The sequence below is a fragment of the Bacillus sp. FSL P4-0334 genome, from assembly GCF_038004825.1.
In the GTDB taxonomy this organism is placed as follows: domain Bacteria; phylum Bacillota; class Bacilli; order Bacillales; family Bacillaceae; genus Bacillus; species Bacillus velezensis.
This window is the reverse complement of sequence record NZ_JBBORX010000001.1, coordinates 732,494-744,745: the sequence shown is the minus strand read 5'-3', so window position 1 is coordinate 744,745 and position 12,252 is coordinate 732,494. Positions and strand designations below refer to the sequence as shown.

The 12,252-nt window shown below is 49.1% G+C and carries 15 protein-coding genes and 1 pseudogene; 10 read left to right on the top strand and 6 right to left on the bottom strand.

The features are described 5' to 3' along the window. Window positions 1-62: 62 nt before the first annotated feature. The 3 genes from NSQ37_RS03855 to NSQ37_RS03845 all read right to left on the bottom strand — a co-directional run bounded on the left by NSQ37_RS03855 (window position 63) and on the right by NSQ37_RS03845 (window position 1,433). Window positions 63-257, bottom strand: coding sequence for a YwbE family protein (locus tag NSQ37_RS03855; protein WP_003150901.1), 195 nt, complete (start codon window positions 255-257; stop codon window positions 63-65). Window positions 258-384: 127 nt separating this feature from the next. Then, on the bottom strand, window positions 385-1,065 hold the full coding sequence (locus NSQ37_RS03850; RefSeq protein WP_015240826.1) for a CidB/LrgB family autolysis modulator: 681 nt from the start codon (window positions 1,063-1,065) through the stop codon (window positions 385-387). After that, entirely contained in the window at window positions 1,047-1,433 is a 387-nt protein-coding gene (locus NSQ37_RS03845) for a CidA/LrgA family holin-like protein (protein ID WP_007407725.1), read from the bottom strand. The genes NSQ37_RS03850 and NSQ37_RS03845 overlap by 19 nt, the downstream gene beginning before the upstream one ends. Window positions 1,434-1,539: 106 nt before the next feature. On the opposite strand from NSQ37_RS03845, the gene cidR reads away from it, so the two are divergent. The 6 genes and pseudogenes from cidR (at window position 1,540) to NSQ37_RS03815 (ending at window position 6,298) form a co-directional block, all read left to right on the top strand. After that, a complete protein-coding gene (gene cidR, locus NSQ37_RS03840) occupies window positions 1,540-2,448 on the top strand; it encodes a cidABC operon transcriptional activator CidR (protein WP_003150908.1) in 909 nt (302 codons plus the stop codon). 2 nt (window positions 2,449-2,450) lie between these two features. After that, window positions 2,451-3,269 (top strand): hydroxyethylthiazole kinase, encoded by an 819-nt coding sequence (thiM, locus tag NSQ37_RS03835; protein WP_167340923.1) that lies wholly within the window; start codon window positions 2,451-2,453, stop codon window positions 3,267-3,269. Then, the gene (gene thiE / locus NSQ37_RS03830) at window positions 3,266-3,940 is read left to right on the top strand and encodes a thiamine phosphate synthase (protein WP_039063815.1); all 675 of its coding nucleotides are present in this window, start codon (window positions 3,266-3,268) and stop codon (window positions 3,938-3,940) included. The genes thiM and thiE overlap by 4 nt, the downstream gene beginning before the upstream one ends. A gap of 75 nt (window positions 3,941-4,015) precedes the next feature. Then, window positions 4,016-4,335: pseudogene (locus NSQ37_RS03825) on the top strand (Efem/EfeO family lipoprotein); the annotation flags it as partial. Window positions 4,336-4,353: 18 nt separating this feature from the next. Continuing rightward, window positions 4,354-5,610 carry an iron uptake transporter deferrochelatase/peroxidase subunit gene (efeB, locus tag NSQ37_RS03820; protein ID WP_059367556.1) on the top strand — a complete coding sequence of 419 codons (1,257 nt, stop codon included), beginning with the start codon at window positions 4,354-4,356 and terminating at the stop codon, window positions 5,608-5,610. 85 nt (window positions 5,611-5,695) lie between these two features. Further along, window positions 5,696-6,298 carry a DsbA family oxidoreductase gene (locus NSQ37_RS03815; RefSeq protein WP_326146375.1) on the top strand — a complete coding sequence of 201 codons (603 nt, stop codon included), beginning with the start codon at window positions 5,696-5,698 and terminating at the stop codon, window positions 6,296-6,298. 20 nt (window positions 6,299-6,318) lie between these two features. On the opposite strand, the gene NSQ37_RS03810 is transcribed toward NSQ37_RS03815, so the two are convergent. The 3 genes from NSQ37_RS03810 to NSQ37_RS03800 form a co-directional block, all read right to left on the bottom strand. After that, window positions 6,319-6,993: a glycosyltransferase family protein gene (locus NSQ37_RS03810; protein ID WP_020958014.1), complete on the bottom strand. Its 675-nt coding sequence runs from the start codon at window positions 6,991-6,993 to the stop codon at window positions 6,319-6,321. Then, window positions 6,993-7,673: a class I SAM-dependent methyltransferase gene (locus NSQ37_RS03805; RefSeq protein ID WP_337681131.1), complete on the bottom strand. Its 681-nt coding sequence runs from the start codon at window positions 7,671-7,673 to the stop codon at window positions 6,993-6,995. Before NSQ37_RS03805 ends, NSQ37_RS03810 begins: the two co-directional genes overlap by 1 nt. A 216-nt stretch (window positions 7,674-7,889) precedes the next feature. After that, a complete protein-coding gene (locus NSQ37_RS03800) occupies window positions 7,890-8,051 on the bottom strand; it encodes an anti-repressor SinI family protein (RefSeq protein ID WP_003150917.1) in 162 nt (53 codons plus the stop codon). 335 nt (window positions 8,052-8,386) lie between these two features. Between NSQ37_RS03800 and NSQ37_RS03795 the strand changes: the two genes are divergently transcribed. The 4 genes from NSQ37_RS03795 (at window position 8,387) to galT (ending at window position 12,243) form a co-directional block, all read left to right on the top strand. Then, entirely contained in the window at window positions 8,387-9,010 is a 624-nt protein-coding gene (locus tag NSQ37_RS03795) for a TetR/AcrR family transcriptional regulator (RefSeq protein ID WP_015240820.1), read from the top strand. Between the two features lie 79 nt (window positions 9,011-9,089). After that, window positions 9,090-9,476: a GtrA family protein gene (locus tag NSQ37_RS03790; RefSeq protein WP_042635745.1), complete on the top strand. Its 387-nt coding sequence runs from the start codon at window positions 9,090-9,092 to the stop codon at window positions 9,474-9,476. Between the two features lie 51 nt (window positions 9,477-9,527). Next, window positions 9,528-10,712, top strand: a complete 1,185-nt coding sequence (locus NSQ37_RS03785) for a galactokinase (RefSeq protein WP_169509900.1) — start codon at window positions 9,528-9,530, stop codon at window positions 10,710-10,712. Further along, window positions 10,702-12,243 (top strand): UDP-glucose--hexose-1-phosphate uridylyltransferase, encoded by a 1,542-nt coding sequence (galT, locus tag NSQ37_RS03780; RefSeq protein WP_341123234.1) that lies wholly within the window; start codon window positions 10,702-10,704, stop codon window positions 12,241-12,243. The genes NSQ37_RS03785 and galT overlap by 11 nt, the downstream gene beginning before the upstream one ends. Window positions 12,244-12,252 lie beyond the last annotated feature (9 nt).

Sequence of the window (12,252 nt, the reverse complement as noted above, 5' to 3'; positions counted from 1 at the left end):
ATATGAGGATTTCATTGCTGAAATTAAAGAAAAAAAGCCGGGCGTGAAGCTCCGGCTTTTTTCTATTCAATAATGTGCTGCACCCGGCCGATTCGTCCGTCTTCAAGGCGGACCTTAATGCCGCGCGGGTGGAAGCTTGAGTTCGTCAAAATATCCTTCACGATTCCTCTTGTCAGCTTTCCTGAACGCTGATCGGCTTTCAGGACGATATCGACTTCAAGTCCTTTTCTGATGCTGCTTCGCTGCTGGCCGTTCATATGACACATCCGTTCTTCAGTCTTTTCACTTCATATCTTATCATATCGTGTTTTCGTCTTTTTATGAAGGACAGACAAATCCATCTGAGTGGCAAATAAAAAAGACCGCTCTGTAAGGAGCAGTCTTTTATGACATAAACGAAAGCAAAATCGGGGCCGCGCACAGCGTCATAATTGCGGCGAGAATCATGGACACGCTTGAGATCGTTCCTGATACGGAGCTGAGCTCAAATGCTTTAGATGTTCCCGCTCCGTGCGCGCTAGTTCCGAGCAGCACGCCCCGGGCAATTTCGTTATCAATGCGGAAATAGCGGATGACCATCGGCCCGATGATCGTTCCCAATAAAGCCGTTAAAATGACGAAAACCGCTGTAACGGCCGGCATCCCGCCGATCATTTCTGAAACGTTCATGGCAATCGGCGTCGTCACGGATCGCGGCACGAGACTGTCGACTAAGCTGCTGCCGAGATGGAACCATTTCGCGATAAAGGCCGTTGACAGAATGGCGATACATGAACCGACCGCTACGTTCAAAATAATTTCCACGGCGTATTTCTTTAAAATCGGGAAATATTTATAAAGCGGGATGGCGAACGCCACTGTTGCCGGCTGAAGCATATCGGTCAGCAGTCCGCCGCCGAGATTGTATGTCTGATACGGGACATTGACAAGAAGCAGCAGTACGACCAAAACAGCGGGCGTAATCAGAAGCGGCGACGTATACACCCGCGGAAAACGAATGTAGAGTTTTTTCGCGCCCAAATATACTAAGACAGTTAAGAATAAACTTATGACTCCGATGAACACGTTTGTTTTTTCTCCTTTCTTTTTGCTATCAGCTGTGTAAGCGTACCTGTTGAAACCATCACGACAAATGTGCTGATGACGACGACAAGTAAAATGCTTACGCCGAATTTAGACATAATATCTCCGTATTCAATCACTCCGACGGCAGACGGGATGAAAAACAGCAGCAGCTCACCGAGGAGCCATGCTGCGCCAAGCTCAATCCATTCAAGTTTGATAATCTTGAAATGCAATAATGTGAAAAGAATCACAATCCCGATTATACTGCCGGGAATATTTATATGAAGAGCCGCCGTGACCCAATTGATCAGACGCGCAAATATAAACAGCAGAGCGATTTGAATAACGGTAAGCAGCAATTTTTTCATAATGATGCCTCCCTTATATTTATATTGTACAGAAGGTTTTGCTATAGGTAAAATACATATAAAGAATAATGTGTATTCCTTTTGTCTATAGAAAGGATGAAATGTAATGGATATCCGGCACTTAACGTATTTTTTGGAAGTGGCCCGTTTGAAAAGCTTTACGAAGGCTTCACAGTCGCTGTATGTTTCACAGCCGACAATCTCAAAAATGATTAAAAACCTGGAGACGGAGCTCGGCATTAAGCTGTTTTACCGCAATGGCCGGCAAGTTGAACTGACTGACGCCGGGCAGAGCATGTATGTGCAGGCGCAGGAAATCACAAAGTCATTCCAAAACCTGACGTCAGAGCTGAACGATATTATGGAAGTGAAGAAAGGGCACGTCCGCATTGGTCTTCCGCCGATGATCGGGTCCGGCTTTTTCCCGAGAGTGCTCGGTGACTTCCGCGTCACATATCCCGATGTGACGTTTCAGCTTGTTGAGGACGGCTCTATTAAAGTGCAGCAAGGGGTGGAGGACGGCTCGCTTGATATCGGGGTCGTCGTGCTTCCCGCAAATGAAGAGATTTTTCATACGTTCACAATCGTCAAGGAAACCCTTATGCTCGTCGTCCATCCGTCACATCGGCTCGCTGACGAGAAAGAATGCAGTCTTCACGAATTAAAAGAAGAGCCGTTCATATTTTTCAGGGAGGATTTTGTCCTTCATAATCGAATTATGACGGAATGCGTGAAAGCCGGATTCAGGCCGCACGTCATTTATGAAACGTCACAGTGGGACTTTATCAGCGAAATGGTATCCGCCAATCTCGGTATCGGCCTCTTGCCGGAAAGAATCTGCCGCGGTCTTGATCCGGACAAAGTCAGAACCATTCCGCTCGTTCATCCGGTCATTCCGTGGCATTTAGCCATCATTTGGCGGAAAGACCGCTATATGTCCTTTGCCGCCAGAGCCTGGCTGGAGCATACGAAATCGTATTTATGGAATCCGAAAAAGAGAAAAAAGGATGATTAAGCATGGACGCACAAACCGCAGCTCAACACTTGAGTAAAGTGCGGGATCAAAACCCGCTCGTTCACAGTATCACCAATAATGTCGTCACGAACTTCACCGCTAACGGACTGCTCGCGCTCGGCGCATCGCCCGTTATGGCTTATGCAATTGAGGAGGCAGCCGACATGGCGAAAATCGCAGGAGCGCTCGTCCTGAATATAGGCACCCTCAGTTCGGCGTCGGTTGAAGCTATGATCGCAGCCGGAAAATCGGCCAATGAAAACGGCGTTCCGGTCATTTTTGATCCGGTAGGCGCCGGCGCCACGCCGTTTCGGACGGCATCAGCCAGCAAGATCATACAGGAGGTCCGCTTGTCCGCCATTCGCGGAAATGCCGCGGAAATCGCCAATATTGCCGGCGCCCCTGATTGGAAGATAAAAGGCGTGGATGCGGGGGAAGCCGGAGGAGATGTGGTTCAGCTCGCAAAGACGGCTGCAAGCGGGCTGAAGACGGTCATTGCGATTACCGGAAAAACCGACGTCATCTCCGACGGCGACGACACATACGCCGTACATAACGGTGATAAACTGCTGACGAAGGTGACGGGGGCGGGATGCCTGCTGACGTCTGTAATCGGAGCCTTCTGCGCAGCGGAGCAGGACGTTCTGCAAGCGGCCGTTTCAGCCGTTTCTGTATACGGAAGCGCCGCTCAGCTTGCCGCTCTGGACACCTCCCATAAGGGGCCGGGCAGCTTCCAGATTGAGCTTTTAAACAAGCTGGCAAGCATCTCAGAACAAGAAGCGGCCGAGCTTGCCGCAATTGAAAGGGTGATAGAAAAATGACGCGTATTTCTCGGGAAATGATGAAGGATATGTTATCGGTTTATTTTATTATGGGATCAAACAATACAAGCGCAGACCCCGTTTCCGTGGTGAAAAAAGCCATTGAGGGCGGCGCTACGCTTTTTCAATTTCGGGAAAAGGGGAGCGGTTCTTTAACAGGGGAGGAACGTGTTCTGTTCGCGAAGCGGGTGCAGGATGTCTGCAGGCAGGCCGGGATTCCTTTCATCATTAATGATGATGTCGAATTGGCCTTGCGCCTTGAGGCGGACGGAGTGCATATCGGGCAGGATGACGCAGACGCCGAAGAAACGAGAGCGGCAATCGGCGATATGATTCTCGGTGTGTCGGCACATAACGTCTCCGAGGTGAAGCGGGCGGAAGAAGCCGGAGCCGATTACGTCGGAATGGGCCCGGTCTATCCGACCGAAACAAAAAAAGATGCTGAAGCCGTGCAGGGCGTTACATTGATTGAAGAGGTGCGGCGTCAGGGCATCACCATTCCGATTGTAGGAATCGGCGGCATTACGGCTGACAACGCGGCGCCCGTCATTGAAGCGGGTGCAGACGGCGTCAGCATGATCAGCGCCATCAGCCAAGCCGAAGATCCAAAAGCGGCGGCGCGGAAGTTTTCAGAGGAAATTCGGCGCTCCAAAGCAGGGCTGTCCCGATAGGGCGGCCCTTTTTCTGTGTGCGCAAAAAGGCAGTGACGGACTTGGAGAATATAAGCCGTATGTCAAGAACAGGGCAATCAGCTTGCAATATCGACCGAAGTGTTTGACGGCTCTATCGCTTCGCTCAAAGTGATGACTGAACCAATCACCGCCGGCGCCGAAGGCTTAAAAGCCCTCTACGAAACAGTGAAAAGCTCGCAGTGAGAGATCATTTCGAGATCACGGAAAAACTTGATGCGGAATTCAGCGAATTTGAAGTTTTGATGTCGAAATACAAAACGTGCGATCAATCGTATATGTCTTGTGATACATTAAGTACAGATCAAATCAGAGAGATAAGCACGAAGCTGACGGCTCTTTCTGAAACCATGTCGAAGATTGCCGATGTGCTTTAAAAGGAGTTAAGACGCAGCATGAGCGATGAACAAAACAAGGAAAAACAGATCCACAGACGGGATGTCCTGAAGTGGGGCGCCGTCGCGGGCGCCGCCGTCGCTGTCGGAGCGAGCGGCCTCGGAGGACTCGCCCCGCTCTTCAAACCGGCGGCCACCGCTTCAAAGAAAAATGATGAAAAAAGGGATCGTGATCAAATCGTTCCTTTTTACGGGAAGCACCAAGCAGGAATCACAACGGCGCATCAGACGTATGTGTATTTTGCGGCGCTTAATGTCATGTCAAGCGACAAAGCCGATGTCATCTCCCTTTTCAAACAATGGACAAGCCTGACGCAGCTGCTGACTTCAGGCGCCGTCCCGTCGGGCGAACAGAAAAATAAATATATGCCTCCGCAGGATACCGGGGAGTCGCAGGATCTGGCACCGGCGAATTTGACCGTTACCTTCGGCTTCGGCCCCGGGTTTTTCGAGAAAGACGGGAAGGACCGCTTCGGACTGAAAGATAAAAAACCGAAGCACCTCGCCGATATTCCGCCGATGCCTAACGACAAGCTTGATAAGAAACAAGGCGGCGGTGATATCGTCATACAGGTCTGCGCGGATAATGAACAAACGGCGTTTCACGCGGTGCGCAACCTGATGAAACAGGCATCGGGGGTGTGCGAAGTCCGCTTTCTCAATAAAGGTTTCTTAAGCGGCGGGAAAAACGGGGAAACACCGCGCAACCTCTTCGGATTCAAAGACGGCACCGGCAACCAAAGCACGAAGGATGAAAACCTGATGAATTCGATCGTTTGGGTTCAATCAGGAGAGCCGGACTGGATGACGGGCGGCACGTACATGGCGTTTAGGAAAATTAAGATGTTTTTAGATATATGGGACCGTTCATCCTTGAAGGAACAAGAGGACACGTTCGGACGGGTGAAAAGCTCGGGCGCGCCTTTCGGACAAAAAAAGGAAACCGATCCCGTGAAGCTGAATCAAATTCCCGCCGACTCGCATGTCAGCGTGGCAAAATCAACCGGCAGACAGATTCTGCGCCGGGCATTTTCCTATACGGACGGAATTGATCCAAAGACGGGCTATGTTGACGCAGGGCTGCTGTTTATCTGCTTTCAAAAAGACCCGGACCGCCAATTTGTCCCGATGCTGAAGGCTTTGGCGGCAAAGGATGCGTTGAATGAATACACACAAACGATCGGCTCTTCCTTATTCGCCTGTCCCGGCGGCTGTAAAAAAGGAGAATATATCGCCCAAAGGCTGCTGGAATCGTGACACCTTCCATATGGAGGGTGTTTTTAAAAAAACACTTGTAACTATATGTGTTACAACTTAAAATGAAAAGGAAAGGAGACTTACAATGACACTGCAGATTAAAGTATATTCTGATTATGTATGTCCGTTTTGCTTTGTCGGCAAAGCGGCGTTTGAAGAAGCAATCAAGGACAAGGACGTACAGGTGGAATGGATGCCGTTTGAATTGCGTCCGAGCCCCTCGCCGAAACTTGATCCGGTGAATGATCCCGCCAAGCGGCAGATGTGGAAAAACTCCATTGAGCCGATGGCGCAGTCGTTAGGCGTTGAAATCACGTTCCCCCGCGTGTCACCGCATCCTTACACGGATTTGGCATTTGAAGGCTTTCATTTCGCAAAGGAACATGGGAAAGGAAGCGAATACCATACACGCGTTTTTCAGGCGTTCTTTCAGGAAGAGCAAAATATCGGTGACGTTGGCGTGCTGACAAAGCTTGCGGAAGAAGCCGGACTTGACGGCGCTCCCTTTAAAGAGGCGCTTGAGACAAGAGCGTACAGACACGTACAGCGGGAAGCGCTCCGCCATGCTTATGAGGAAGCCGGCATTACGGCAGTGCCGACGTTTATCATCGGCGATGAGAGAATCCCTGGCGCGGCGGGAAAGGAAACCTTTGAACAAATCATTGAGCGGGAACTGAATAAACGTTAACCCGAAAAAAGCCCTCTCGATCAGCGAGAGGGCTTTGCCATATAGTGTTTGACAAATGTTTGTCTGTCCGCTTCATATGCCGCGGCGTCAAATGAGTCGCCGCAAAAATGAAGGCACCAAGGGTCTTTCTGGCAGGCGACGCCGACTTGATAGCCGTGTTTTTGAAATTCAAGCGACTGTGATGTGTCGTAAAAATGAAAGCCGCGAAACAAATCCTCCCGCCACTCCACGTCATATTGAGCCGCCATTAACAAGCCGTCAATGGCGTCAGCGGGCGTAAACAGGCCGTCTTCATCGCCGTGCTCAAAGTCCAGCGGGTGATAAGCATTCCCCCGGTATTCAATCACTTTTCCCATCCGCTCTCCGCTTTCCCACCAAATACCGTTCGGCGGCAGGGTTTTGCAGCCGGCGACACCGAGAAGGCCGAGCTCCTGATGAGATTGAAAGATATGAAGCATGTCATGAAGGAAATGCTGATGAATGATAAAGGTATCCTGATGCAGATAAATTTTATATTTGGAGGGGTGTCTCAGCGCTTTGTTGTAGGACGAGGCCATGCTTGCTGAATCGTATATCGGCATGATATCAACGGAGTATGATGGGGGGACGGTAAGCTGCATGATATGGCTCTTGCACCGGGAGTAGAGCGGCTCGTCATTCACACAGACGACAAACAGAAATGAATGTGAATCCATTACATGCTCCTCTCGGCCTCAATCACATATTGATACGCCGATGCTTCTGCCATAAAGTCATGCCTTATGCCAAGCTGTATGCATACTTCGTGCAATGCTGCGATGGCTTTGTGATAAGAGGGGTGATCAACGCGGATCGCCTCAATGCGTTTCACCTCATAACCGGCGGCTTTAAATAATGAAAGCGTCTCTTCACGGGTAAAAAAACGCAGGTGGGTCTGATCCATTAATCCGGCGTCACTGTAAGTCCATTTGCCGGCTAAAAGCTCCAGCACCACTGAGATGTGGCCGACATTCGGTATGCATGCAAGCACCGTGCCGTCTTTTTTTACATAAGGACGAAGCTTTTTCAGCACGGACCACGGATCGATAAGATGCTCAAGAACGTCTCCGAACAGCATGCAGTCGAATTGTTCTGATTCGTACGGAAGAATGGCGGATTCAATGTCGCCGCAAAGCACGTGGCTCAATTTGCTTTCCGCCTTTTTTGCGGCTTCGGGATACGCTTCAATGCCGTAAACCGTTATTCCGCGGTCTTCGATCGCCGCTCCTAAATTGCCTGTGCCGCAGCCGACATCAAGCACTGTCCGCCAGTTTTCGTCTATTTTGTTCAATAAATAAGGATTCAGGCCTTCGTAGTAGTTCTGTTGTTTTTCATCATAATAGGGATTCGTATCCATCTGTGTATCACCTCATAAATGGGCATATACACAAGATATGCAGCGGGGGGATCTCATATCACCATGTTTGGCTGTTCAATTGCGGAATACGGACGGGAATGGTTGTCCGGTATACGGTTTGTTCTCTGATTCCCCTCTTATTGCGGATGTTCCTTTGAAAACTCGGGTGCGGGCGGACTGTGGCAGGTCATATAGTAAAAGGATCCGCCTGTAATCTTACCGCTGGCGGATGGTGTTTTTCATTGGTGTTTTTTTCTTCACCGCTTTTTCAGTATTTAAGAAGCGCCTCACATCGTCAATGTGCAAACCCATGATTCTAGCCTCTTGAATTAACAATTGCCAATCTTGATCTATATCTTTCATTACATGAGTTTTCATAAGAACCTCCAATTGAAAAATTGATTTGCCCAGCTACAGCAGCCAATGTATAACAAATATCACACATAGTTGGCCGGTAATCCCAAATTGAAGATGAATTCACCTACCTATTCCCTAAGAAAATGACTGAAATAACCAAAATCCTTCAAGAATTCTTACGTATAATAATAAACAAATAAATACTGACTGGATAGTATGCAAATAAAAATAAATCATATGACCTATTAACATTTACCCTCAAAGCGTCGACTAGCATATTCTTTTTGCATAAAAAATACCGCAAAAGAATGATTCGGTGTAAGATAAAGTGAATGATCAAACAGCTGGGGTAAAAAATGAAAAAAAACAAATTTCAAATTAAGAGAGAAGAAACATTTGAAAGTTTTATTGACGCAGGCCTTCATCTCCTGATTGAAAGAGCTTACGATTCAGTCTCAATCGATGACATCAGTAAAGCGGCGGGTTTCAGCAAAGGCGCGTTTTACGTTCATTTTGAAAGCAAGGAAGATTTTCTGAAGCATTTATTAGACAGGCGTCAGATTAAAAAAAGGATCATCACCGGCTATCTCGATGAATTAGAAAAGCAAAAAGCGCAGCCGTTGACGCTTTGTGAAGCTGCGGCAAGCGCGGCCAGCCTGCTGATGCGGTTTGTAAACAGCAAGCCTGCCTGGAATGTTGTGTCTTTTGCCGTCCATATGCCTACTTACAAAGTCGTCAGTGAATATGAAGCTTATATCCGTCTTTATAAGTTATGGATAGAAGAAAGCACCATGTACATAAATTGGCTCAAATCGAGAAATTTAATAGAAGACCATATAGATACCGAGCATACCGCTAACATGATGTGCGCGCTCATCGACGGGATGATTAAGCAATCCAATGTGCTGGGAAGGCCGGTTACTTTCCGCAGCATGTTTGACGCGCTCTATGTTTTTGTCAGCGGCAGAAAATCAGGGTAACGTTCTTCTTGATTTGACAAAAGGTTTAGAAAAGTCTTTCAGAAAGCGAGGAACTGCCATGCGCTACAGAGAAATTATGATGTATATCATTATGGGGATATTCACGACCATCGTGAATATCGTCAGTTTTTACTTTCTGACGTCGGCATTTGAGATGGATTACAAGGCGGCGACTGTCGCTGCTTGGGTTCTGTCCGTTCTATTTGCATATGTCACGAATAAACTGTATGTATTTCAGCAAAAGACCGCGGGGATGCGGAGTCTGATGAAAGAATTGACGGCCTTTTTCAGCGTGCGGGTATTGTCTCTCGCCATCGATCTCGCCATGATGATTCTTCTGGTCAGTCAATTTCATATGAACGAAACGTTGGCGAAAATCGCCGATAACGTCATTATCGTAGTCGTCAACTATGCGGCCAGCAAGTGGATCGTCTTCAGAAAAGCGAAAGAAGAGGGCGTTTCATAACGGTTTCTTTCCGCGCCCCGGGGGAAAGTGTAATAGTGAAAGGGGATGCGTATGAAGCACAAAATAAAGAAAGCGTTTGCTGATGTATTCGGGGAAACGGAGGACCTGCGCATTTTCTTTGCGCCCGGCAGAGTGAATCTCATCGGAGAGCATACGGATTATAACGGGGGCCACGTCTTTCCGTGCGCGCTGACGATCGGTACATACGCAGCCGTTCGGGAGAGAGGGGACAGGCTCGTCAGAATGTACTCTCATCATTTTAAAGATGCGGGCATAAAGGAATGCAGTCTCGATAATATCCGTTATCAAAAAGAGGACGGGTGGGCCAATTATCCGAAAGGGGTCATGGCAGAGTGTCTCGGCAGCGGTTTTTCCCTTCCGCACGGCTTCGATATTGTGTTCTGGGGAAATATCCCGAACGGAGCGGGGCTGTCATCTTCGGCTTCGATTGAACTTGTTACGGCGGTCATTCTCAAGGAATGCCATGAGCTTAAGGCGGATATGCTCGACTTGGTGAAGCTCGCTCAGACGGCGGAAAATTCCTTTATCGGCGTCAGCTGCGGAATAATGGATCAATTCGCCATCGGAATGGGAAAGAAACATCATGCCATTCTGCTGAATTGCGGGACGCTCAGCTTTGAATATACAAAACTCGGGCTGTCGGGGCTGTCGATCGTTATTGCAAATACCAATAAAAAACGAACGCTTGCAGACTCAGGCTATAATACGAGGCTCAAGGAGTGCGGGGAAGCGCTTTGTGATCTTCAGAAGCATCTTTCCGTTCAATCACTGGGAGAGCTGACCCCTTCCGCTTTTGACGCTCATGCGGAGCTGATTCAGAATGAAGTGAACAGACGCCGGGCGAAACACGCCGTCTATGAAAATCACCGCACAATAGAGGCCGCCGACATGTTCAGTAACAATCAGCTTCATCATATCGGTGAATTAATGAGGGATTCGCATCTCTCTTTACGCGATGACTACGAGGTGACGAGTCATGAGCTGGATACACTGGCTGAAGCGGCCTGGCGCCACGGCGGGGTGATCGGATCAAGGATGACGGGAGCCGGTTTTGGCGGCTGTACAGTCAGTATCGTCAAGGACGATGCGGTTTCGGATTTTATTGAAACGGCAGGGGCCCGCTATGAGGAAAAGACAGGGAGAAAAGCTGACTTTTACACGGCGGATGTCGGAGCCGGAGCGAGAGAACTAAAGGGGGATGACGATGGCAATTGAGCGGCAAGTGGAACGTTTAATCCGGTACGGATTGCAAAAAGAGCTGATTTCATTTCTTGATATTGAATATACGAGAAACCGTTTGTATGAAGCTTTGCATATCACCCATCCGGAGGTTTCAGAACAGAAAGAAAATGTATCGGCGGCATCATTGCCGGACTTATTGGCCCCGATTTATGAATGGGCGGCAGAAACGGGCCGGATTGCAGCCGATACAGACACCTATCGCGACCTGCTGAGCGCGAAGATCATGGGCTGCTTTGCCCCGCAGCCGTCCGAGATTGTCCGTCGTTTTGAAGAAACAAAGGCGGTGCACGGACCGGAGCAGGCGACAAAGGCGTTTTACCGATTTTCAGAGGATGTGTATTATATCCGTTCGGACAGAATAAAGCGGAATGCCGGGTGGACGGCTGAGACGGCTTACGGAAAGCTGGACATCACGATCAACCTTTCAAAACCGGAAAAAGATCCGAAAGCAATTGCCGCTGCCAAAGAGCAGCCTCAATCCGATTATCCGAGATGTGTTCTTTGTAAAGAAAATGTCGGGTACGAGGGGAGACCGGATCACCCGGCGCGTCAAAACCTTCGTGTCATTCCGGTAATTCTCGGCGATGAGCAGTGGTTTCTGCAATTTTCTCCGTATGTGTATTACCGGGAGCATTGCATCGTTTTGAAAGACCGGCACGAACCGATGAAGATCAGCAAAAAAACGTTTGACCGGCTGCTGTCGTTCGTCAGCCAGTATCCTCATTATTTTCTCGGTTCCAATGCTGATCTGCCGATTGTCGGCGGCAGTATTTTAAGCCACGACCATTTTCAGGGGGGCAATTATGAATTCCCGATGGCGCGGGCGGAGACAGAAAGCCGGTACAGGCTGCCTGACTATCCGAAAACGGTGTTGGGAATTGTGAAGTGGCCGATGTCGGTCATCCGCCTGCAAAGCGAGAGTGCGTCTGAGCTTTCCGGCGCGGCGGATGCCATCCTGCGGGCGTGGCGCGGTTATTCCGATGAGGCGGCTGATCTCCTCGCCCATTCAGGAGAAACACCGCACAATACAATTACGCCGATTGCCCGGCGGAGAAACGGTTTATTCGAATTAGATCTCGTCCTCAGAAATAACCGCACCTCTGATGAGCATCCGCTGGGAATTTTTCATCCCCATCAGGAAGTTCATCACCTGAAAAAAGAAAATATCGGACTGATTGAGGTAATGGGGCTTGCGATTCTGCCGGGCCGCCTTGAACAAGAAATGAAATACACGGCTGAAGCGCTGTGCTCACCGGACCCGGAAGCGGTCTTAACGGCAGACCCTTCTGCGGCAGCGCATAAAGATTGGGCGCTCAGTGTGCTGCATAAGCGGAAGGTAACGAAAGAAAACGCGGAACAGATTCTGAAAGAGGAAATCGGCCATGCCTTTGCGCGGATACTGGAGCATGCCGGCGTCTTTAAACAAACAGAAGAAGGCAGAGCGGCTTTCCGGCGGTTTATCCGCCATTTGGGCGCTCTACCGGAAAAAAGCCCCATCCCATAAGGGACGAGG